The sequence below is a fragment of the Aureibaculum sp. 2308TA14-22 genome, assembly GCF_040538665.1.
Classification (GTDB): domain Bacteria; phylum Bacteroidota; class Bacteroidia; order Flavobacteriales; family Flavobacteriaceae; genus Aureibaculum.
This window is the reverse complement of record NZ_JBEWXT010000001.1, coordinates 1,823,977-1,846,244: the sequence shown is the minus strand read 5'-3', so window position 1 is coordinate 1,846,244 and position 22,268 is coordinate 1,823,977. Positions and strand designations below refer to the sequence as shown.

Annotated in this window: 20 protein-coding genes and 1 tRNA gene; 12 read left to right on the top strand and 9 right to left on the bottom strand. The window is 33.6% G+C overall.

The window, feature by feature from the left end; translation table 11 throughout:
• Positions 1-63: 63 nt before the first annotated feature.
• The 4 genes from U5A88_RS08115 to U5A88_RS08100 are packed head-to-tail and all read right to left on the bottom strand — an operon-like array spanning position 64 to position 2,743.
• Positions 64-528 (bottom strand): thioredoxin family protein, encoded by a 465-nt coding sequence (locus tag U5A88_RS08115; RefSeq protein WP_354205397.1) that lies wholly within the window; start codon positions 526-528, stop codon positions 64-66.
• Positions 529-1,464, bottom strand: coding sequence for a YihY/virulence factor BrkB family protein (locus tag U5A88_RS08110; RefSeq protein ID WP_354205395.1), 936 nt, complete (start codon positions 1,462-1,464; stop codon positions 529-531).
• A gap of 6 nt (positions 1,465-1,470) precedes the next feature.
• Positions 1,471-1,998: a KdsC family phosphatase gene (locus tag U5A88_RS08105; RefSeq protein WP_354205393.1), complete on the bottom strand. Its 528-nt coding sequence runs from the start codon at positions 1,996-1,998 to the stop codon at positions 1,471-1,473.
• The gene (locus tag U5A88_RS08100) at positions 1,982-2,743 is read right to left on the bottom strand and encodes a Rossmann-like and DUF2520 domain-containing protein (RefSeq protein WP_354205391.1); all 762 of its coding nucleotides are present in this window, start codon (positions 2,741-2,743) and stop codon (positions 1,982-1,984) included. The genes U5A88_RS08105 and U5A88_RS08100 overlap by 17 nt, the downstream gene beginning before the upstream one ends.
• A gap of 105 nt (positions 2,744-2,848) precedes the next feature.
• On the opposite strand from U5A88_RS08100, the gene ccsA reads away from it, so the two are divergent.
• The 9 genes from ccsA to U5A88_RS08055 all read left to right on the top strand — a co-directional run bounded on the left by ccsA (position 2,849) and on the right by U5A88_RS08055 (position 13,599).
• Positions 2,849-6,049: a cytochrome c biogenesis protein CcsA gene (gene ccsA, locus U5A88_RS08095; protein WP_354205389.1), complete on the top strand. Its 3,201-nt coding sequence runs from the start codon at positions 2,849-2,851 to the stop codon at positions 6,047-6,049.
• Positions 6,046-6,660, top strand: a complete 615-nt coding sequence (locus U5A88_RS08090) for a glutathione peroxidase (RefSeq protein WP_354205387.1) — start codon at positions 6,046-6,048, stop codon at positions 6,658-6,660. Before ccsA ends, U5A88_RS08090 begins: the two co-directional genes overlap by 4 nt.
• Positions 6,661-6,778: 118 nt before the next feature.
• On the top strand, positions 6,779-7,234 hold the full coding sequence (locus tag U5A88_RS08085) for an SRPBCC family protein (RefSeq protein WP_354205385.1): 456 nt from the start codon (positions 6,779-6,781) through the stop codon (positions 7,232-7,234).
• A gap of 158 nt (positions 7,235-7,392) precedes the next feature.
• Complete coding sequence (locus U5A88_RS08080) at positions 7,393-8,802, top strand: MATE family efflux transporter (protein WP_354205383.1); 1,410 nt, start codon at positions 7,393-7,395, stop codon at positions 8,800-8,802.
• Between the two features lie 38 nt (positions 8,803-8,840).
• Positions 8,841-9,986: a trans-sulfuration enzyme family protein gene (locus U5A88_RS08075; RefSeq protein WP_354205382.1), complete on the top strand. Its 1,146-nt coding sequence runs from the start codon at positions 8,841-8,843 to the stop codon at positions 9,984-9,986.
• Positions 9,987-10,091: 105 nt separating this feature from the next.
• A complete protein-coding gene (locus tag U5A88_RS08070; protein ID WP_354205380.1) occupies positions 10,092-10,970 on the top strand; it encodes a DUF2911 domain-containing protein in 879 nt (292 codons plus the stop codon).
• 20 nt (positions 10,971-10,990) lie between these two features.
• Positions 10,991-11,767, top strand: a complete 777-nt coding sequence (locus tag U5A88_RS08065) for a hypothetical protein (RefSeq protein WP_354205379.1) — start codon at positions 10,991-10,993, stop codon at positions 11,765-11,767.
• A gap of 2 nt (positions 11,768-11,769) precedes the next feature.
• The gene (locus U5A88_RS08060) at positions 11,770-12,567 is read left to right on the top strand and encodes an endonuclease/exonuclease/phosphatase family protein (RefSeq protein ID WP_354205377.1); all 798 of its coding nucleotides are present in this window, start codon (positions 11,770-11,772) and stop codon (positions 12,565-12,567) included.
• Between the two features lie 36 nt (positions 12,568-12,603).
• The gene (locus tag U5A88_RS08055; RefSeq protein WP_354205375.1) at positions 12,604-13,599 is read left to right on the top strand and encodes a sterol desaturase family protein; all 996 of its coding nucleotides are present in this window, start codon (positions 12,604-12,606) and stop codon (positions 13,597-13,599) included.
• Here the strand turns inward: U5A88_RS08055 and U5A88_RS08050 are convergent, their stop codons facing one another.
• Genes U5A88_RS08050 through U5A88_RS08035 form a run of 4 tightly spaced genes read right to left on the bottom strand, consistent with a single transcriptional unit; the run spans position 13,600 to position 19,415 of the window.
• Complete coding sequence (locus U5A88_RS08050) at positions 13,600-13,785, bottom strand: CPXCG motif-containing cysteine-rich protein (protein WP_354205373.1); 186 nt, start codon at positions 13,783-13,785, stop codon at positions 13,600-13,602.
• Positions 13,786-13,787: 2 nt separating this feature from the next.
• Positions 13,788-15,101, bottom strand: coding sequence for a TolC family protein (locus U5A88_RS08045; protein WP_354205371.1), 1,314 nt, complete (start codon positions 15,099-15,101; stop codon positions 13,788-13,790).
• On the bottom strand, positions 15,091-18,282 hold the full coding sequence (locus U5A88_RS08040; RefSeq protein WP_354205369.1) for an efflux RND transporter permease subunit: 3,192 nt from the start codon (positions 18,280-18,282) through the stop codon (positions 15,091-15,093). The genes U5A88_RS08045 and U5A88_RS08040 overlap by 11 nt, the downstream gene beginning before the upstream one ends.
• A gap of 2 nt (positions 18,283-18,284) precedes the next feature.
• The gene (locus tag U5A88_RS08035; protein ID WP_354205367.1) at positions 18,285-19,415 is read right to left on the bottom strand and encodes an efflux RND transporter periplasmic adaptor subunit; all 1,131 of its coding nucleotides are present in this window, start codon (positions 19,413-19,415) and stop codon (positions 18,285-18,287) included.
• Positions 19,416-19,547: 132 nt separating this feature from the next.
• On the opposite strand from U5A88_RS08035, the gene bshB1 reads away from it, so the two are divergent.
• Positions 19,548-20,264 carry a bacillithiol biosynthesis deacetylase BshB1 gene (gene bshB1, locus U5A88_RS08030; RefSeq protein WP_354205365.1) on the top strand — a complete coding sequence of 239 codons (717 nt, stop codon included), beginning with the start codon at positions 19,548-19,550 and terminating at the stop codon, positions 20,262-20,264.
• Here the strand turns inward: bshB1 and U5A88_RS08025 are convergent.
• Positions 20,261-20,965, bottom strand: a complete 705-nt coding sequence (locus tag U5A88_RS08025; protein ID WP_354205363.1) for a tetratricopeptide repeat protein — start codon at positions 20,963-20,965, stop codon at positions 20,261-20,263. The two genes, bshB1 and U5A88_RS08025, sit on opposite strands and share 4 nt — an antisense overlap.
• 200 nt (positions 20,966-21,165) lie before the next feature.
• Between U5A88_RS08025 and U5A88_RS08020 the strand changes: the two genes are divergently transcribed.
• Both U5A88_RS08020 and U5A88_RS08015 read left to right on the top strand, forming a co-directional pair.
• Positions 21,166-21,241 (top strand) — tRNA-His (locus U5A88_RS08020).
• Between the two features lie 309 nt (positions 21,242-21,550).
• The gene (locus tag U5A88_RS08015; protein ID WP_354205361.1) at positions 21,551-22,246 is read left to right on the top strand and encodes a hypothetical protein; all 696 of its coding nucleotides are present in this window, start codon (positions 21,551-21,553) and stop codon (positions 22,244-22,246) included.
• Positions 22,247-22,268 lie beyond the last annotated feature (22 nt).

Sequence of the window (22,268 nt, the reverse complement as noted above, 5' to 3'; positions counted from 1 at the left end):
TAAAATTAATGAATAAGTCACTTTCGTTAGGAAAGAAAACCCATATAAACCTCTTTTCTGATTTTATTCCTCAACAACCTTTTCCAACAACCCATAATGTTTACTGGTATCACGTAAATAATTGTAACTTTCAATCATTCCAATTAACTTTCCTTCAGCGTCAGCTAAAACAACTGTTGGGTGTACTTTTTGATGATACTGTTTGCTTAAAATAGCGTTCTTTTTTTTCTGTTGGTCAGAAATAGCATCTTCTCTCATAGGTTCGTTTACCCTAACCAATATCAAATGTTCTTTTGCTATTTTTTGAAATTTTTCCGTATAGAAAAAATCCTCATTTAACATTTGACAAGAATCTGTCCTGTCATATCCAGTAAAATAAATGAGTATATGCTTGTCTTCTGAAGTAGCCAACTCTTTTGCTTTTTCAAAATCAGTTTGCCAATTCAAATCAATTGACTTTTTGTTTTGTGCAGTTAAGGTTACAGAACAGATTAAAACTAAAACTATTATGTAGGCTATTTTTCTCATTTAATTCTCAATACTGTTTTTGGCTTTAATATTCCTTTTTAGTCCGATAATAGCGGCGTTTAGTTCAAAACCCAGTAAGAGTATAATGGAGTTCAGCCATATAAACAACATTAAAACTAAAACTGTTCCAACCGCTCCATAGAGTTCGTTATACTGGGCAAATTTACGCACATATATACCAAAAATTTTAAAATTTAGCAGCAATAATAAGGTGGTTAAAATAGCACCTGGAGAAAAGAAAGAAACTTGTCTTCCTTCTTTGGTGCCAAAAAAATAGAATAGTGCCACCGTTATCAGTATCATGGCCAGTACTATAACATATCTGCCCATGTCTATCCAAAATAAATCATCAGAAACATATCCTTTTTCTTTAAAGTTGCTAATTGCAATTTCAAAGTAAATAATTACTGCTACTGTAACAAACAACAATAATGCCAATATAATAGATATGGCCATTGAAACTAAAAACTGTCTTATTATGGAACGAGTTTGTAATTTGTGATAGCTATATTCAAATCCGCCAAAAAGGGCATTAACACCGTTGGTCATTAAAATTATAGAAAAAATAAATCCAAAAGAAAGCAACCCTCCATATTTATTATTGGTAATATCTTTTAGAACGGAGTCAACCGCTTCAAAAGTCTGTGGTGGTAATGCTTGATGGATAAAATCTACAAACCCTTCTTGAAACCCTTCAATAGAGATATACGGAATAAGTGTTAAAATAAATAGGGCAAAAGGGAACAATGCCATAAAAAAACTAAAAGCAATACCGCCAGCTCTGGCTGTTAATGCACCTCTTACAATTCCTAAAGCATACATTTCTAACACATTGTATAAAGACATGCCTTCTAAACCTAGAACTTTAATCTTTTTAAAAAGTGTAACGAACCAACCTATTATCGGGATTTTCAATAATTTCTCTTCTGTGGTCATATTTAGCTAATCTAGCTTAGCATCAAAATTTATGTTCCATTTATCCTGCACCTTCATCACTTGTTCAATAACGTCTCTAACACATCCATTTCCGCCCTTTTTTTGTGATATATACAACGAAATATTCTGAATTTCTTGTACGGCATCTTTTGGGCATGTTGGTAAACCTATCATTTCCATAACGGGATAATCAGGAATATCATCGCCCATATATAATACATTTTCTGGCTTAATATTGTAAATATCTAAATATTCTTCTAATTGATCCACTTTATGATGTGCTCCTAAATAAATATTGGTAATTCCTAATCCTCTTAATCGCGATTTAACGGCTTCATTGGTTCCTCCAGAAATTATACATACGTTATAACCATTTTCCACTGCAGTTTTTAAGGCATATCCATCTTTAATGTTCATGGATCTAATAAGTTGCCCATCAGGGAATATTGTCACTTTCCCATCTGTTAAAACACCGTCCACATCAAAAATAAAAGTGGTAATCTGGGGCATCAATTCTTTATAGCTTTTTTCCATAAGTTTTTTGTATAGATTGGGTTAATAAGTCATAAATTTCTTTTTCTTTACCATCCAATAATTTAAGATGTTTATTTATGGTTTTTTTATCGCCTCTTTTTGCAGGACCCGTTTGCACAGAACTTGGATTTATATGTGTAATTTTTTCAGCGGTTTCAATAATCAATGGATGTAAAATTTGAAAGGGTATTGAATTTTTGGCACAAATATCATAACCAGCTTTATAAATATGATTAACGAAATTATTGATGAAAACTGCCGAAATATGTAAATACTTCCGCTGTGCTGAGTCAATAAAATACACATGCTTTGTAATTGAGCTAGCAACTTTTTCCAACAATAACAAATCATCATTGTTTTCAGTTTCTATACAAACAGGGACTTCACTAAAATCAACATTGTGGAGTACGGAAAAGGTTTGCACAGGGTAGAAAACACCTTTATTTGCTGTTGCTTTTAATGCACTTATAGATGCACTGCCCGATGTGTGTACTACTAACTTATTTTTCAAATTAAGTTGAGCGGAAAATTCTGAAATGGAATCGTCAGAAATAGCAATGATATAAACATCTGCATCAGCTAATTTTGATAAATTATCAGTTGTTTCAATTTCAGTGTTAAGTAAATTTAATGATGATTTATTGCGGGCATAGACTTGTTGTAAATGAATTCCATCTGCCTTGTAAAAAACCTTGGTTAGGTGGTTTGCAACATTGCCCGACCCAAGAATAACAACTGAAATCATAATTTAATTTTGCAAGATTTAAGGTTAACAATAAAACGTTAAAAGTAGTGATTTCAACACAAAATTAAGTATCTTCGCACGAGTTTATTTGCATCTTATATCCGTATGAAAAAATTATATAATATTCTCTTCTCTACACGTCTTACCGCAATTTTGTTTATCGTATTTGGTGCCGCTATGGGTATTGCCACTTTTATTGAAAACGACTATGGAACACAAGCTTCAAAAGCACTGGTATATAATACTTGGTGGTTTGAACTTATAATGCTCATTTTTGTAGTTAATTTTATTGGTAATATTTTTAGATATAGATTACTACGTAAAGAGAAAATTTCAGTTTTAATGTTTCACTTAGCCTTCATTTTAATTTTGATTGGTGCTGGTATTACAAGGTATATAAGTTATGAAGCAATAATGCCAATACAAGAAGGTGAGACTACGAATTTAATGCTGTCAGAAAAGACAACATTAAATGTGCATGTAGATGATAATAAAGAAGCAAGGGAGTTACATAAACTATATTATTTTGCACCTGAAATTGGGTCAGAAACCAGATTTATACCGTTGGTCTCAAGGTTTTTTAATTTTTTAAGAGGGGGTAATGATTTTTCATTAAAAGCTGATTTTAGAGATAAACCTGTAACCGTAAATTACGTAAGCTATTTGCCAAATGCTTACGAAAAGTTTGAGAAAGATGCCTCAGGTGAAGAATTTTTACATTTTGTAGAATCGGGTGGAGGCGAAAGGCATGACCACTACATCAAAAAAGGAGAAGTAGCCAATATACATAATGCTTTGGTGGCTTTTGAAAATAAAACCGAAGGTGCAGTAAATATCTTTACAGAGAATGATACTTTAAAAATTCAATCACCATTTGCTGGAGATTATATGGTCATGGCCACACAGGCCAAAGGCAATATTGTAAAAGATTCTGTACAAACTTTTAATTTAAGAGCCTTGCATAATATTATTGGCCTTCAATTTGTGGTACCAACTCCAGGAATAAAAGGTAAGTTGGTTGAAGTTTCTTCTGATGACAAAGAGGCACATCCCGCCGATAAACTAACTGTTGAAGTGGTTACTGAAAACGATAAAAAAATTGTTGATTTATATGGGTATAAATTTGCTGCAACGCCGCCTGAAATGTTCAACATGGATGGGTTGAATTTTAGAATTTCATACGGAGCCAATCAATTGCAATTGCCTTTTTCTATTAAACTGAACGATTTTCAATTGGATAGATATCCTGGTTCAAACAGTCCAAAATCGTATGCTAGTGAAGTGACTGTAATGGATAATGGCGAAAACTTCGATTTCAGAATTTTCATGAATAATATTTTAATCCATAAAGGGTTCAAATTTTTTCAGTCAAGTTATAGGATTACTGATGAATATGAAGAGACACACTTATCTGTAAATTATGATTCGGTGGGTACATGGGTTACTTATATAGGGTACTCATTTCTATATACTGGCTTAATAATGATTTTGTTTTCTAAAACTACGCGTTTTGCAGATTTACGTAGAGCGTTGAATAAAATTAAAAAGAAAAAAGCGGCCCTTACTGTATTGGTTTTGCTTTTTAGTGGAATTGCTTTTGCTCAAAACGATCACAATAACCATGTGCTTTCTAAAGAAAAAATAGATTCTATTTTAACCGCACAAGCAGTTTCGGTTGAACATGCTGAACGCTTTGGTAGTTTGGTCATTCAAGATCAAAATGGTAGAATGAAGCCCGTTAATACTTTTACCTCTGAATTGTTGCGTAAGGTTAGCAAGAAAGATGAGTATAACGGTTTAGATGCAAATCAAGTTGCGGTATCTATGGTTACCAACCCTAGAATTTGGATGTCCGTTCCATTTATTTATGTGAAGCCTGCAAATACTAGGGTTCGTGGATTATTAGGTGTTCCAGAAGATCAGGAATATTTGCGATTATCAGATATGTTTACGAATAAGGGTGAATATAAATTGCGAGATGAAGTTGAAAAGGCCTATAAAAAGAAGATTAAAAATAAATTTGAAGAAAGCGTTCTGAATATAGATGGTAGGGTTACTTTATTGTTTCAGGCCATCATAAATAGTAGTATTTTTAAATTTTTTCCTTTACAAGGCGATGAAAATAACAAGTGGTTCTCTTATGTAGAGCATAAACTAGCAGGATTTAAAGGAACGGACTCATTATATGTTGCCAATGTTATTCCATTATATGCCAATGGTTTAAAACTAGCAACGACCGAAGGAGATTATTCTAAAGCCGATGAATTTTTAGAAAGCATTCATAAATACCAACACAAGTTTGGTGGAGCCGTGATGCCCTCGGATAGAAAAATTGAATTAGAGCTATTTTACAATAAATACGATATTTTTAAAAGTTTGTATATGTATTATATGTATGCAGCATTGTTCTTATTTATTGTAGTGATTGTGCAAATTTTTAATAGCTCAAAACTAGTTAATAAGTTGGTAAAAGCGGGTATAATTATTATTGCAGCCTTATTTATTTACCACACTATTGGTTTGGGTGTACGTTGGTATATCTCTGGGCATGCACCTTGGAGTAATGGTTACGAATCTATGATATACGTAGCTTGGGCAACCATGCTTTTCGGGTTGTTATTCGGTAAAAAATCCGCATTAACTGTTGCGGCAACTACTTTTGTAGTTTCTATGATTTTAATGATTGCCCATTGGAATTGGATGGATCCGTCTATTGGCACATTAGTACCTGTATTGGATTCTTATTGGTTGATGATTCATGTGGCGATTATTGTGGGTAGTTACGGGCCTTTAACAATTGGAATGGTATTAGGGTTATTGGCACTTATTTTATTTGCCGTAACCACAAAAAAGAATAAACCTAAACTTGATTTGGCCATAAAAGAAATTACAGTTATCAATGAAATGTCTTTGACCATTGGATTGGTAATGCTAACTATTGGAAACTTTTTGGGTGGTATGTGGGCCAACGAAAGTTGGGGCCGTTATTGGGGCTGGGATCCTAAGGAAACTTGGGCCTTGGTAAGTATTATGGTCTATGCATTTGTGCTGCATATGCGTTTAGTGCCAGGCTTAAGAAGCCGTTTTACTTTTAATATGGTAGCTGTATTTTCGTTTGCCTCTATTTTAATGACCTATTTAGGAGTAAATCATTTACTGTCAGGATTGCACTCTTATGCGGTGGGTGATGCAGCACCTATACCTAAAGAAATATGGGGCTGGTTGATCGTTTCCGCAATAATCAGTATTTTAGCCTATGTCAAATTTAAAAAGCACTATAAAAAATCAAAAAAAATTAAAGGATGAAAAATTTAGCAATAGTATTATCAGTTTTAATGCTGATAAGTTGTAAAGACACCAAAAAAGACGTAGAAGAAAATAATTCGGAAAAAGATTCTGTTGCCGACCATACGGCAATGGCTGTAAACCAACAAGAAATGGAAGATATTTATCAATTTAAAGTAAAAACCTTAACAGAAGATGATTTTGATTTTTCTTCTCTAAAGGGTAAAAAAATATTGGTCGTCAATACCGCTTCCAAATGTGGGTTAACGCCACAGTACAAACACTTGCAAAAATTGTACGAAACCTATAAAGACGATAATTTTACCATTGTAGGTTTTCCTGCAAATAACTTTGGGAAACAAGAACCTGGCACAAATTCTGAAATTGCAGAGTTTTGCCAACAAAACTATGGCGTGTCTTTTCCGATGATGTCAAAAATTTCTGTAAAGGGCGATGATATGCATCCAGTGTATCAATTTTTAACGCAAAAAGAAAAAAATGGACTGGAAGACTCAGAAGTATCATGGAATTTCCAAAAATACCTGATTGACGAAAGCGGTCATGTTGTTAAAGTTATTTCCCCAAAAACATTGCCAACAGATGATGTTATTGTGAATTGGATAAAAGGGTAAGCCCATCCCTAGCCCTTCCCAAAGGGAAGGGAATTTGTTTGTCATTCAGAGTGAATCTCGATTACTATCGGGAGAAGCAAAGAATATGTTAAGTTTTAACTGATGTTAAACTATTTTTATGAACACAACCAAATCAAATTCAGATAAAAGTTATGGTATTTACCACGACCTGACTATAAAAACTCCCATTGAAAAAGTGTTTGAGGCGGTATCAGAGCCAGAACATTTAATCAATTGGTGGCCTTTAAAATGTCAGGGAATTCCTGAAATTGGTAATGAATGTAATTTTTACTTTACGTCCGAATATGATTGGTACGGAAAAGTGAGCAAATTAATCCCAAATAAAAGTTTCCATATTGAAATGACAAAGTCTGATTCAGATTGGAATTCTACAACCTTTGGGTTCGATTTAAAAGAAAAAAACGATAAAACCCTGCTTAGCTTTTCTCACACAGGTTGGCAGGAGTGTAATTCGCATTTTCGCATATCTTCATTTTGTTGGGCAATGTTGCTTAACGGTTTAAAGGATTATTTAGAAAAAGGAATCATTTTACCTTTTGAAGAAAGAAGTTAAACTAATCTCAATTTTTTTTGCACATTTGCATTCTTATGATTATTTAAATAGACTTTCCAGATTAGTCGATAAGAATTTATTGACCTTTTTATCCCGATAGCTATTGGGAGAGACAGAACTTCTTCTTATCTCATTAATATCTATTTAAACGAAACAACATGCCAACATCAACAATACCTTCATTCAAAAAATTATTTTTTTATTTTAAACAATCGCTTTCTAGCAAAGAGCAGGACTTTACAAGCGGTAGTATCAGAAAAGCAATATTTATGCTTTCCATTCCCATGATCTTGGAAATGCTCATGGAATCTATCTTTGCTTTGGTTGACATCATATTTGTATCTCAAGTTAGTGTAAATGCCGTTGCTACTATTGGATTGACCGAATCGGTAATTACATTGGTTTATGCTGTCGCAATCGGTTTGAGTATGGCAGCAACGGCCGTGGTAGCACGTAGAATAGGGGAAAAGGATGTTATAGGAGCAAATCAAGCTGCGATACAAGTTATTATCCTTGGAATTCTCGTAGCTATTGTTATTGGAATCATCGGAGTGGTTTATCCTAAAGAAATATTAGCATTAATGGGGGCCGAACCTGATTTGATAGCCGAAGGTTATGGATATACGCAAATTTTAATGGGTGGTAATATTACCATCATGTTATTGTTTTTGATTAATGCAATTTTTAGGGGTGCTGGTAATGCATCTATCGCTATGTGGACATTGGTATTATCTAACGGATTAAACATAATTTTGGATCCTATTTTTATTTTTGGTTTTGGTCCCGTTCCCGCATATGGAGTTGAAGGTGCCGCAATCGCTACTACCATTGGTAGAGGCACAGCCGTTGTATTCCAACTATTTATACTTTTTTATGGTTGGGGAAAATTGAAAATTAGGGTCAAAGACATTGTACTACGATGGGCAATTATGTTAAACTTAATGAGAGTTTCTCTGGGCGGTATAGGTCAGTTTTTAATTGGAACCTCCAGTTGGGTATTTTTAGTACGTATTATATCCGAGTTTGGTAGTGAAGTCTTGGCGGGCTATACTATTGCCATTCGTGTAATGATGTTCACCTTTATGCCTTCTTGGGGGATGAGCAACGCGGCAGCAACGCTAGTTGGACAAAATTTGGGAGCTAAAAAGCCCGACCGAGCTGAAAAATCAGTTTGGAAAACAGGAAAATACAATGCTATTTTTATGGTAATTGTATCTTTTGTCTATTTGGTATTTGCACATGAAATTCTACAATGGTTTAGTGATGAATCGGAAGTTATAAAATATGGAGCATTGTGTTTGCAGGTTGTAGCAGCGGGATATGTTTTCTATGCCTATGGAATGGTGGTTATTCAATCCTTTAATGGTGCTGGAGATACCAAAACACCAACTTATATTAATTTTGTGTGCTTTTGGTTGTTTCAATTGCCCTTTGCCTACCTCATGGCAATCACATTAGATTTTGGACCTATGGGTGTATTTTTAGCAATAGTGTTGGCAGAAGCTTTGATTGCCATTATTGGTGTTGTTTTGTTCAAAAAAGGAAAGTGGAAGAGTACAGTTGTATAAATTACTTTCGTAAATTACACTAATTTTAATTTATAACAATGAAAACCAAAAAACACGGCGTAAATACCATTTGCACACATACAGGCGAAGTAAAAGATAAGCAGTTTGGCGGAGCGATTTCCCCGATTTATATGACCACTTCTTATCCCTTTATGGATGTGGATTCCAAACGTTATCCTAGATATTTTAACACACCAAATCAACAAGCGGTTGCTAGTAAAATTGCGGCGTTAGAAAATGCCGAAGCCGGTTTGCTTTTTGGGTCGGGTATGGCAGCAATTAGTACAACCTTATTTGCTTTTCTAAATCACGGAGACCACGTGGTATTGCAAAATGAAATATATGGAGGTACTTTTAACTTAATTGTTGAAGAATTTGATAAAATGGGTATCGAATATTCTTTTACTAAAGGAATAGAAGCTCAACATTTTGAAGAGCAACTAAAATCAAATACCAAAGTAATTTATATAGAAACGCCCTCAAACCCACTACTGAGTATTACTGATATTGAAGCCGTTGCCAACGTTGCTAAAAGACACGATGTATTGACGATGATCGATAACACCTTTGCTTCGCCCATTAATCAAACACCATTAGAATTGGGAATAGATATTTCTATTCATTCCGCCACAAAATACTTGGGTGGTCATTCCGATATTTCAGCCGGAGCTGTAGCTTCTACGCAAGAGAATATCGATAAAATTTGGAACAAGGCTAAAAATTTAGGTGGTCATTTGAGCGATTTTATAGCTTATTTATTGGAGCGAAGCATTAAAACACTAGGCGTACGTGTTGATAGACACAATGCCAATGCACAGACCATTGCAGAATATCTAGAAAACCATAATGCTATTGAAAGAGTTTATTATCCTGGATTAAAATCACATCCAAATCATGCTATCGCTAAAAACCAAATGCACGGTTTTGGCGGTATGTTGTCTTTTGAGTTAAAGTCAAAATATAATGCTGTTGATTTTCAAAATAAGTTGAAACTAATTAAACCTAGTATGAGTTTGGCAGGAGTGGAGTCTACCATTTTATTACCATCGTTAACCTCTCACGGATTATTAACGGCCGAACAACGAAAAGAAATAAGTATTTCTGATAATTTATTGCGTTTTTCTGTGGGTATTGAAGATATAAAGGATATTATTGAAGATATTGAATTGGGATTAAAAGATTAGCATGAAAAAAAATGTTTACACTTTTTTGACATAATTTTACAATTGATATTACTTTAAGATAAATTTTCATAATAAGTTTGGGAAGAATAATAAAAATCAATACCAATGAAAAAAACCATTTTTACTTTTATTTTAATAATAATATTTTTTTATGTTAATGCCCAAGATAGTGATTACCCTTATCCATCATTAAGCCCAAATGGTACTATTTCTCAAACAGTAGGAAATACAGTTATTACTATTGATTATGAAAGACCATCAGTCAGAAAGAGGCAAATTTTTGGTCATTTAGTTCCTTGGAATAAAGTTTGGAGGACTGGAGCAGGAAAATGCACTAGAATAAGTTTTGATAAAAGTGTAATCGTTGGAGGACAAAAAATTGAAGCGGGAAGTTATTCACTTTTTACAATACCAAACCAGAAAGAATGGACAATAATCTTAAATTCAGACACATCACTATATGGAAGTTATGATTATGATGCTAAAAAAGATGTAGCTCGATTTATTGTAATCCCCAATGAATCAGATCGATTTTATGAAGCATTGAATTTCGATATAGAAATTTTACCAAATGATGCAAAAATTTTCTTTTCGTGGGCAAATATTCAATTTAGTTTTGATGTAAAAACAACTACTGATAGTGAAATAGAAGAGCTTATCGAAACGGATTTACTTACCAAAAAGAGCAAAGACTCGCGTATTTACGCAGGTGCTTCTGAATATTTACTCTTTCAAGATCGTAATTTCTCAGACGCCTTAAAATTGGCTGGTTTTGCCATTGAATTAGACAAAAATAATGGTTGGGCCAGAAGCTTAAGAATTAAAATTTATGAAAAATTGAAATTATATGATGAAGCACTTGCTGAGGTTGACATATTTATCAAGCACATTCAATCCAGAAAGTATGATAATGAAAAGGAGAAGGAAAATATAATGAGAGAGTTAAGATCCGATCACGTAAGAATAAGTAACTTGATGAAATAAAAATTAGACATCAAAGTAATATGGGAAGAATACATCTATTTGAATTTGAAGACCAAAAATGGTTTCCTTCTTTTTTGAGAAATTACGGAACAGATTTTTTACAATTTTTATCTAATAAAACGAAACTTTATAAACCCATTATCCCGATACTTAAAAAAGGGTTGCAAAAAAGTAAAACCGATAAAATCATTGACCTTGGCTCTGGGGGTGGAGGAGGTCTAATTTGGCTGAACTCTGAATTATTAAAAGATATTCCAAATTTAAAGATAATTTTAACTGACTTTTATCCAAATATTCCAGCTTTTAAACGTACTAAAATAAAGGCTGATAATTTTGAATATGTAACAAAGCCAGTTGATGCAAGAAATGTGCCTGAAGAACTAAAAGGGTTTCGCACACAATTCTTGTCTTTACATCATTTTAAACCTAATGATGCAATCCAAATATTACAAAATGCTATTGATTCTAATAGTGAAATTGGAGTTTTTGAAGCACAAGAAAGAAGTGTAGCAAGTATTTTGGCAATGGTGTTCTCACCACTGAGTGTACTTTTTACGACGCCATTTATACGCCCTTTTAAAATTGGAAGAATTATATTTACTTATTTAATTCCTATTGTACCACTTTTTGTGTTGTGGGATGGAATTGTATCTTCGTTCAGAACTTATTCTGTAAAAGAGATGAATGAAATAGTAAAAAGTTTGGATGGAAATGAAAAGTTTAATTGGGAAATTGGAAAAGTAAAGTCTGGACCGGGTGTAGTCCTCTATTTATTGGGAACTAAAAAAGAAAAATAGAAATGAAACAGAAAACCTTAATTTTATTAGTCTTACTATTTACAGTAACATTTGGCTGGTCACAATCCCAAATTGACAGCACAAAAATTGTCCGTGTCCTGTCATTTAATATCTTACATGGAGCCAACACAAATGGTGAATTTAATTTAGATGTAATCGCCAATGCCATCATAGAGGCAAATCCCGACTTTGTGGCGTTGCAAGAAGTGGATAATAAAACAAATAGGGCAAAAAAATACGATTTAGTTACAGAATTAGGTTGGAGAACAAAAATGAGTCCCATATTTGGTAAAGCAATGGAATATGATGGTGGCGAATATGGTGAAGGAGTGTTGTCTAAAACTACGTTTTTAAGTACTAGAAATGTGCCTTTGCCTTTTTATGACGATCATGAACCTAGGGCTGCGTTAGAAATAACAACTGTACTCAAATCAAAAGATACTGTTTCGTTTATTGGCACACATTTAGATCATTTAAAAGACGAAAAAGATCGTTTGGCACAGGTCAAAAAAATAAATGAAGTGTTTTCTAAAAATAGCTATCCAACCATTTTGGCTGGAGATTTAAATGCTGAACCCAATAGTACACCAATAAATATTCTCGAAGAAATATGGACTGCCTCATATGATAAAAATAATATTAAGAATACCTATCCGTCTGATAAACCAATAAAAAAGATAGATTATATAATGTTTTATCCCAAAAACAGATGGCGTGTGTTAGAGACAAAAGTAATTCAAGATACCGTGGCTTCAGATCATTGTGCGTATTTGGTTACGTTAGAATTATTGAATGAATAATATTTTTTTAAATTTATAGCTAATTAACAATTGGTTATGGAAATACTTCAAACACTATTTGACGAAATTATTGGCTTTTTGGGTATTAGTCAAGCTTGGGATATTTTGCAAACAGGAGATTATAGTGCATTTAAAACCTATGACGGAATTGTTTCTTTGGTTTACCCAATTATACCGCTATTGCTTATTTTAGAGTTCATCTTGGGCATGGTTTATAAAAAACCACAGACAAAGGTGTATAAGGTTAATTTTTTGATTTATGTTTTTAACCGTTTTGTAGGTAGGTTCATAGCCATTGCAATGGTAACCTTATGTATTGGACTTTTTCAAAAATATGCCCCTTTTCAAACAAGTCTTACTTGGTATTGGTTTATATATGGTTATATAATTTGGGAGTTTGCCCATTTTATATATCATTATTTAGGGCATAAAGTACGACTTTTTTGGTGTTTGCATTCTACACATCATGCACCTGAAAATATGAATCTTTCTGTTACACATGCCCACTTTTTTTTAGAAGCACCTTACGCGGACACCATCAGAACTACCATTTGTATCCTGTTGGGCATTCAACCAGAATTGTTGTTTTTAATTATGTTTGTTGATGGTACGTACGGTGCTTTTATTCATATTGGTGAAAATTTGCTGAAAGATGGAAGGCTCGGTTTTTTAAACAAAATTATACTAACACCTTCACATCATAGGGTGCACCATGCAAGGAATCCGTTGTATATGGATACCAATTTTTGTAATTTACTGAATATATGGGATAAAGTTTTTGGTACGTTTCAGGATGAAGATAAAAGCATTGATATTGAATATGGTATTACCCGCCAAATGGACTCAGGCAATTTCTTCGATGTTTATTTTGGCGAAATTGTTGCATTGTTCAAAGATGTTTTTAAAGCACCGGGACTGAAAAACAAGTTGCTTTATATAATTATGCCTCCTGGTTGGCATCACGAAGGTCAGCATAATACCGCTAGGATTGTAAGAGGTAATTATTTAAAAGAATATAAGGGTAATAATTAGTTATTGCTCAATATACACTGCTGAAAAATTTTCTAAATTTTGTTCGAAATCAAAACTTATGTTGATTTCGATTGGTCGGCAGCACACTTCGCAATCTTCAATATAAGTTGTATTTGAGATTGAATTATCTAATAGTATTGATATTTCTTCCCAACAGCAAGGGCATTGAAAAAAGTGTTCTAGCATATTCAAAAAGCGGTATCTAACAAATCACCACTCAATTGTAATACTTGCAACTCAGCCAATTTAGCATCATATTTCGCACTATTTTTAGCATTTTTGGCATTGATAAGATTCAATTGTGCTTGCCTAAATTCTATGGAGGTTACTTGCCCTAGTTTAAAACGTTCTTGGGTTCTGTTAAAGTTATTGGTATTGGTTTGTACGTTTTTTTCCTGTGTTTGTAATATAAATAGTTTGTTCAAATAGTCTTCATAGGCATTATTAAAAGTTCTGGTAATATCAAGCTCTGTTTCTTGCTTAATTAATTGTTGGTTTTCAAGATTTATTTTGGCATTATTTACTAATGTTTTTGTTCTTCCCCCATCAAAAACATTCCATGAAAGACTTAAACTACCTGACAACCCTGTATTGGTAGAGGTTGTTAAAAATGATGCCGCATTGTTGTTGTTTTTGTTCCACCCATAAGTTCCGTTTAAACCCAAAGTTGGCAAATAGCCAGATTTATTGGCTTTAATTTGAAATTCACTAATGGTAATATTTTTCTCCAATTGTTGTAACACTACATTATTGGTTTTAACTTTTTCGAACAATACTTCCTTATTAGGGGCAAGGGAAAAATTGACGAGTGTATCTACGGTAAAATTTGGTGTTTCATCTTTACCCAATACTACATATAAATCACGCTTGGCATTGATTAGCAGTTGTTTGTTGTTCAATAAATTAATACTATCGTTATTCACATCAACTTCAGCATTTAACACTGCTAACTTGTTGTTTTGTCCGTATTCAAACTGGTATTGTACACGCTCTAGCCTATCCTTAGAAATATCAAGGCTTTGCTGCAATAAATGATAGTTTTCGGTCAATTTTGCCACATTATAATACACCGAAAATAACTGTAAAACAGTATTTTCAATGGTTTGCCTAGCTTGTAATTCCGACAGGTTGTATTGTTCTTTTAGACTTTGATAATCATAATACCTTCCTAAACCGTCAAACAGTACATAATTTAAGTTTAGTGCAGCATTGTATCTACTACTTTCAGCACTGCTTAAGTTTGTAATCCTTCCGTCGGTAAAGGTAGCTGAAGTCTTATCCAAATTATAAGTAGCCCCGGCATTTCCACTTAAAGTTGGTAAATATCCTGAGTTATAGATACTCTTATTGTTTTCGGCTATCTTTAAATTGTTATCTGCTATTTTAATTCCATAATTATTATCAAGAGCTACACTTATGGCTTCTTGTTTTGTTAACAATTGTTGTGCGGTAATTGGCAAAGAAATTAATAATATTATGCCGTATAAAATTTTAATGTTCATCTATTTTTTGTTCTTTTATGGCACGTTCTACTTCTTCTTTTTCAACTTTATCGCCAGTGGCCAACCATTTGCTGTTCGTTTTAAAACTATTGGTTATTGACAATAATAAAGGCAAAATCAATAAGGTCAATACCGTAGCTATGCCAATACCATAAGCAATAGAAATTGCCATTGGTTTTAAAAATTGAGCTTGACGACTTTTTTCTAATAATAATGGTGCGATACCCGCAATGGTTGTTAATGAAGTTAAAAAGATTGCCCTAAATCTAACCCTTCCCGCTTCATAAAGTGCATCATCGAATTTCATTCCCGCTTTTAAAAAGGAGTTGAATTTACCTATGAGTACCAAACCGTCGTTTACCATAATACCTATCAATGCAATAATACCTAATGCCGATAATATGTTAATGGGAAAATCATGAAACCAATGCCCCCAAGCTACAGCTATAAAGCTAAAAGGAATCATAAAAATGAGCAATAATGGCTGACTGTAACTTCTAAAAGTAAATGCTATGACTATATAAATCAAGAAAATTACTACGGGTACAACTATTTTCGCGGAATTGGTCAATTTGTTCGCTTCTCTATTTTGTCCTTCATAAGAAGCACTTACCGTGGGGTATTTAGAACTAATTTGAGGCATTACATTATCCTTTATATCCTGCATTATTTCTGTTGGACTGCCTTTAGGGTCTTTTAAATCGGCATTTACTTGAATTTCCCTTCTACCATTTAAATGGCTAATACTTTCGTCTCCTCTTTTGATGGTATAGTCCGCAATTTCGCCAAAGGGTACACGTTGTCCAGATGGTGTTACAATTCGCATTTCGTCAAGGTCATTAATAGATTCCCTATCTGAACGATCAAAACGCACCCAAACGCGAATTTCATCTTGGCCACGTTGAAAACGCTGAGCTTGCAACCCGAAAAATCCAGCTCTTACTTGGCTCATTACCTCTCTTAAATTAAGACCAAGAGCATAAGCGGATTCCTTTAATTCGATATTGATTTCTTTTATGCCTTCAGGATCTGTATCGGCAATATCCGTTAAAAGGGTATTGTTTTCCAATACCGTTCTCAATTCCTCTTTGGCCAATTTTAATTCTTCCGTATTGTTTCCTAATAAAGATACCGAAACTGGACTGCCACCAAAATTTCCGCCAGAACCAAAGTTTAAACGTTCAACGCCATATACTTCTCCAACTTCATCCCTTATAGAGTTATTAATCTCTCGCGAACTAAAATCGCGGGCTTCACCAGGTAGTAAGTTTATACTTAAACTTGCTTTATTATTTCCTGGTCCCACACGCTTAATAATGTTTTCTATTACTTGTGTATTACCAGTTTGTTTTTCAGTATATTCTTCATTTACTTTCCATGCAGCCGTCTCCACTAAAGTAATAATAGAATCGGTAAGTTTAGGGTTGGTGCCTTCGGGCATGAGTAGATTAACACTTATTCGATCGCTGGCAATATTTGGAAAAAAAGCACTTCTTATGATTCCCGCCTTAAAAAAGCCAACGGTAAGAATCATTATAGCTATTAAAATAGAAAACGTAATAAAACGTTGCCGAAGTGCAAACCGCAATGCTGGACTATACAACCTATCTCTACAATAATTCATAAAACGATCTCCCCATTCATTGAATTTTCGAAATTTAAGAAAGAATTTAGCAATTCCTTTTTTCTTTTCTTCTTCGGTTTTGGTAAGTTTGACCAATGCTTTGGAATGTGCAATATGTGCCGGTAAAATTATCAACGCCTCAACTAGTGAAACAATAAGTGTAAGCATTACGATGACCGACACTTCACTAAAAAACGCACCAATTCTTCCTTCAAGAAACAAAAATGTGGAAAATGCCAACACCGTAGTTATAATAGCAGATAAAATAGCAGGCATAACTTCCATGGTACCATCAATGGCTGCTTGAACCCGTGGTTTCCCTTTTTCGTAATGTTGATAAATATTTTCAGAAATTACAATGGCATCATCAACCAAAATACCAATTACGATAATCATCCCAAAAAGTGATAATACGTTAATGGTAACATTAAATAACGGGGCAAAAATAAACATCCCTAAAAACGCAATTGGTAAACCTAGAGCTACCCAAAATGCCAATCGTATATTTAGAAAAAACGATAAAAAGAAAAGTACGAGCAGTATACCAACAGTACCATTCTCTAAAAGTAACTGTGTACGTTGTTCCAGTCTAATTGACGAGTCGCTGACCACATCTATCTTAATTCCAGTATGTTTTTGATTGAAATCCGATATATAAGCATTTACTTGTTCAGCGGTTGACATGAGGTCTTCACTGTTGGTATTTGTTATTTCAACATTTACGGCAACATTTCCGTTAAAATAAGAAGCATTAGGTGTTTCGGAAAACCTGTCTTTCACTGTTGCCACATCTTGTAAACGCACTAAAGTACCGTCTTCTCTAGCTCTAACCGTTAAGTTATTCAGTTCATTTCCGTAATAAGACCTATTGCTAGCTCTAATTAAATAGTCTTCTGCATCTGTTTTTATGTTTCCTCCAGTAGTTAAAATATTTGCTTGCGATACCGCACTTGCTACTTCGGCAAAAGTTAAATTATAGGCCAACAAATCATTCTCTCGTACTGCAATTTCAATTTCTTCCTGAGGATATCCACTAATATTGATTTGCGATATACCTTCCATGGTACGGATATCGTTTTCTATTTGTCTGCCAATCTGTTTTAGAGCTGCCAGCTCTATATTATCTCCGCTAATGGCAAAATCAATGGTTTGGCGTGTCCGTTCTTGTTTGGCTACTACTAAGGGCTCCATGCCCGTAGGGAAGTTTGGTACACGGTCAACCGCATTTTTAACTTCGGCAAGCATATCATTGATATCTTGATTGCTTTCAATTTCAACGGTTATATTTCCTCCATTTTCTCTTGAGGTAGAGGTTACGCGTTCTACACCAATAAGACCTTTAAGATTGTCCTCGATTTTTAAGACGACCCCTTCTTCAATTTCTTGAGGAGCTGCACCTGGGTAAGCAACATTTATAGATATAATTTCTGCTTCCTGTAATGGAAAAAACGAAGATTTTAATTGCAACATTCCTAGCACACCAAAAATCAGAAAGGCTATGATAATTACATTAACTGCAACTTCATATTTTATGAAATAGCTAATTACTTTTCTCATAATTATTCTGCAGTTTCATTGTTAGATTCATCATATATTTTTACCAACATACCTGCGTAGGCTCCAGGAACTGATTTTGAAAGAATCTTGGTGCCATCAGGCACTCCTTTAACAACCACTTCTTTAGGCGAAAAGTAAACAGGGTCAACTTTAATTATATCTAAAACACTATCTCTTATAATAAAGATTTCCGACTCATCAATTAATAATTTTCTAGAAATTTTTATAGCGTTTTGCTCCTCTTTAGCTTCTAATTGAGCTTCTAAGTACATACCTTCTTTTAGCGACTTTCCAAGGACTTCCACAAATACTTTTATTGTTTGTGTTGCTTGATCTATCCTACCGTTGATACGTGTTACTTTGCCTGTATAAGTAGCATTGCCTTCGGGTGTTTTTAGTTGGACATTTTCACCAATCTGTAATAAATCGCTAAATGCTTTTCCAATAGATAATTCTAATTCGTAAACAGAGGTATCTATAAATTCTCCAAGTTTTTGACTCGGTCTAATCAAAGTACCTTTGGTTACTAAGGCCTCGGTTAAGACACCGTTAAAAGGTGCACGAATACTGTATTTGGACAAGCGTTGCTCTAAATTTTTAACATTATAAAAGGCAGTGATAATACCTCTTCCTGTAATAAAATAATTTACTTTTTCTTCGGTCGTCTCGGGCAAGGGAGCTACACTTTTTGTCATATCAAAATTTTTCAAATAGGTATTCCATGCAGGAAAAACAGAGGGGTAATCCAATCTTAAATCGGGCATAATGGCGGTAATAGTATTGTAAAGATTACTTTTTGCAGATTGTACAGAAGCATAATATTCACTTGAGTTGATACTTATTAGGGTTTGCCCTTTTTTATAAGTCTGACCTGCTTTAAAATCTTTGGAACTTCTTTGAAAAACGCCTTGAACTTCAGAAAACAGTTCTAATCTATTTTTTGCGACCAAGGTTCCATTAGCTGGAATAATAATTGGTACTGTAGTGTTTTTTATAACTTCACTAAAAACTGTTTTGACAACTTTTTCTACTTTAGGTTTTGGTTTTGTACTGTTTTCAACAATATAATAAGATACAACTAAAGCAAGCACAATAATGGCAATACCAATAGCTGAAAGTAAAAGTTTCCTCATGATTTATAAGTAGTTAAGTCAATTCGTAACAATCAAATGTCAAAAATATGTTAAAATTGATGCAGCTGCTAATGTAACCATTTAAAATTTTGTTAAAAATACTTTAGTATATTTGACTTCAAATAGGTGTTTATGAAATTAGATATACTTGCTATTGGGGCACACCCTGATGATGTAGAATTAGGCTGTGGAGCAACCTTGGTGAAAGAAATTTCGTTGGGAAAAAAAGTTGGGATTCTTGACTTGACTAGAGGTGAACTGGGAACGAGAGGTTCTGCCGAGATACGTGATAAAGAAGCGTCTGAATCTGCTAAAATATTAAATGTTAAAGTCCGTGAAAATCTTGCTTTTGCCGATGCTTTTTTTGTAAATGATAAAAAATATCAATTAGAAGTCATAAAAATCATCAGAAAATACCAACCCAACATTGTGTTGTGCAATGCCATAGATGATAGGCATATAGATCATGGAAAAGGAAGCAAATTGGTAAGTGATGCCTGTTTTTTATCGGGATTGCGAAAGATAGAAACAGAATTGGATGGTAAGGCACAAGAAGCATGGCGTCCAAAACATGTTTATCATTATATACAATGGAAGAATCATGAACCGGATTTTGTTGTTGACGTTACTGGATTTATTGATAAAAAAATAAAAGCCATAAAAGCATACAAGTCACAATTTTATAATCCGGACAGTGATGAGCCCATTTCGCCAATTGCCACTAAAAATTTTTTAGAAAGTGTAGAGTACAGAGCTAAAGATTTGGGTAGGCTTATTGGTACGGATTATGGCGAAGGATTTACAGCAGAACGTTATGTGGCAGTTCATAAATTAGATGATTTGATTTAATTTATAGTATCGATTTTTTTTTCAAATCTCTCAACAACATTTCTAGCACGTCTATTTCCAGAATCAATAGCCAATGATTTTTTATAATTAACAATAGCCTGTATAGTATCTCCACTTTTAAAATAGGCCTCACCTAAACTGTCATACACGTTGTCGCTATAAGGATGTAAAGCTGCATTAATCTTTAAAACATTTATAGCTTGTTCAGTATTATTATTACGTAGATGATAATAACCCAATCTGTTCATTTCTCGTTCATTTATAGAAGGATCCAATGAATCTTTTTCTTTTATAGCCAAATAGCCTTTTAGGGCCTTTTCATATTCATTTTTATCTAGATATTCACCAGGCGTCAATTCGTCTTTTTCTAATTTTTTAAATTTATATTGTATTTCTGATTCACCATCTTTTGGTATCAACACCAAATAGTGTTCTTGATTATCAGGATCTGTTTTAAATGTTATTTTTTCGTTCATTTCTTTTACAAAAAACACATCATTATCTAATTTCATGGGTTCAATATCTTTTATACCTTTCCATGTCATCAGTAATACTTTGTCTCTAAAATATACTTCTACTACTTGATCGGAAGCATATAAATAACGTCCGGTTGCATTTTCTATAAACTCATCACTGTTGGTAGGTTTTGCACAGCTAATTAACAAACAGAATATTGTAAATGATAAAATTTTTTGCTTCATTTTGATGAATTTTATTATGATATATAATTAGTAGATTAAATTGTCCAAAAAGTTACAAATTTTTTAATTTTTATTTGAACACTACTGCAAATAGATTATATTTGCATCCGCTAAGCCTGCAAGGTTGGCGATATAATTAAAATGGTGATTGTAGCTCATCCCGATAGCTATCGGGAGGTTAGAGCACCAAAATTGTAAATGGTGGTTGTAGCTCAGTTGGTTAGAGCATCGGTTTGTGGTACCGAGGGTCGTGGGTTCGAGCCCCATCTTCCACCCAAGAGTTGATTTGAAAGAATCAGCTCTTTTTTTTTTCAGAAGTTTGAAAAATGGAAAATGTAAGGGGCGAGAAGCCTGTCCCGATGTATATTTTTAAGTAAATGAAATGACGCAGAGAATAACTATCGGGGAGCCCCATCTTCCACCCAGAAAAAAGCTTCTCGATAAGAGAAGCTTTTTTTAGTTATTAGTTAATTGTTATTTATTTACCAACTAACCACTAAAGACGATAGACTAACCACTATCAAAACTTTAGCATTTTATTAAGATTTATTTCAATAAATTTGCAAACATTCAAAAAAGTAAACTATGAGAAATTTTTACATTACCCTAAGTGCATTTTTAGCCGTTGCTACTTTTTATGCACAGAACACTACCGATACCACATTAGATAAAGTGGTGTTAAAGCAAGCATTGCGTTATGCTGATGTTGACGTTGCCAAAAAAAGCATGTACGATATTATTGCCAAAGAGGGTGATAACAGTACATATAAAGACAGTTTAGCCTATTTATATTTTAATGATAGAAAGTTTGCTTCCTGTTTTATGGTCTGTGCTGATGTACTGAGTAAAGATGGTAACAAACAAGAAATTTTGGAAATGCAAGCCATTTCTTTAGAGAATATGGGAGCTTTTGATAAAGCTGCTCAATCTTATGCAAAATTAACGGTAAAGTCTAATAATAACTACCATGCATACAAATTGGCAAACTTATATTTTGCTATGAAAAAATATGATGAGGCTTATAAAGCGATACAAAAAGCACAGGAATTAAAAGATACCGGCGAGATAAAAGTAAGCTATGCTGTAAACAAAAATTACCAACAGCAAGTAGCATTATTGGCCGCCATTTCTAACTTAAAAGGATTGATTGAATTTGAACAAGATAAAATGGATCTGGCCAAAGCTAGTTTTCAAAAAGCGGTTGAAATTCAAGAAGATTTTGTCTTAGCAAAAGAAAATATACAAGCGGTAATTGACGGTAAGCAAGTAAAGAAGGAGTAAAAAAATGCCTTAAATTTCTTAA

Coding starts and splice junctions, on each gene's coding strand:
- U5A88_RS08115 (WP_354205397.1), bottom strand. CDS start 528: ATGAGAAAAATAGCCTACATAATAGTTTTAGTTTTAATCTGTTCTGTA.
- U5A88_RS08110 (WP_354205395.1), bottom strand. CDS start 1,464: ATGACCACAGAAGAGAAATTATTGAAAATCCCGATAATAGGTTGGTTC.
- U5A88_RS08105 (WP_354205393.1), bottom strand. CDS start 1,998: ATGGAAAAAAGCTATAAAGAATTGATGCCCCAGATTACCACTTTTATT.
- U5A88_RS08100 (WP_354205391.1), bottom strand. CDS start 2,743: ATGATTTCAGTTGTTATTCTTGGGTCGGGCAATGTTGCAAACCACCTA.
- ccsA (WP_354205389.1), top strand. CDS start 2,849: ATGAAAAAATTATATAATATTCTCTTCTCTACACGTCTTACCGCAATT.
- U5A88_RS08090 (WP_354205387.1), top strand. CDS start 6,046: ATGAAAAATTTAGCAATAGTATTATCAGTTTTAATGCTGATAAGTTGT.
- U5A88_RS08085 (WP_354205385.1), top strand. CDS start 6,779: ATGAACACAACCAAATCAAATTCAGATAAAAGTTATGGTATTTACCAC.
- U5A88_RS08080 (WP_354205383.1), top strand. CDS start 7,393: ATGCCAACATCAACAATACCTTCATTCAAAAAATTATTTTTTTATTTT.
- U5A88_RS08075 (WP_354205382.1), top strand. CDS start 8,841: ATGAAAACCAAAAAACACGGCGTAAATACCATTTGCACACATACAGGC.
- U5A88_RS08070 (WP_354205380.1), top strand. CDS start 10,092: ATGAAAAAAACCATTTTTACTTTTATTTTAATAATAATATTTTTTTAT.
- U5A88_RS08065 (WP_354205379.1), top strand. CDS start 10,991: ATGGGAAGAATACATCTATTTGAATTTGAAGACCAAAAATGGTTTCCT.
- U5A88_RS08060 (WP_354205377.1), top strand. CDS start 11,770: ATGAAACAGAAAACCTTAATTTTATTAGTCTTACTATTTACAGTAACA.
- U5A88_RS08055 (WP_354205375.1), top strand. CDS start 12,604: ATGGAAATACTTCAAACACTATTTGACGAAATTATTGGCTTTTTGGGT.
- U5A88_RS08050 (WP_354205373.1), bottom strand. CDS start 13,785: ATGCTAGAACACTTTTTTCAATGCCCTTGCTGTTGGGAAGAAATATCA.
- U5A88_RS08045 (WP_354205371.1), bottom strand. CDS start 15,101: ATGAACATTAAAATTTTATACGGCATAATATTATTAATTTCTTTGCCA.
- U5A88_RS08040 (WP_354205369.1), bottom strand. CDS start 18,282: ATGAGAAAAGTAATTAGCTATTTCATAAAATATGAAGTTGCAGTTAAT.
- U5A88_RS08035 (WP_354205367.1), bottom strand. CDS start 19,415: ATGAGGAAACTTTTACTTTCAGCTATTGGTATTGCCATTATTGTGCTT.
- bshB1 (WP_354205365.1), top strand. CDS start 19,548: ATGAAATTAGATATACTTGCTATTGGGGCACACCCTGATGATGTAGAA.
- U5A88_RS08025 (WP_354205363.1), bottom strand. CDS start 20,965: ATGAAGCAAAAAATTTTATCATTTACAATATTCTGTTTGTTAATTAGC.
- U5A88_RS08015 (WP_354205361.1), top strand. CDS start 21,551: ATGAGAAATTTTTACATTACCCTAAGTGCATTTTTAGCCGTTGCTACT.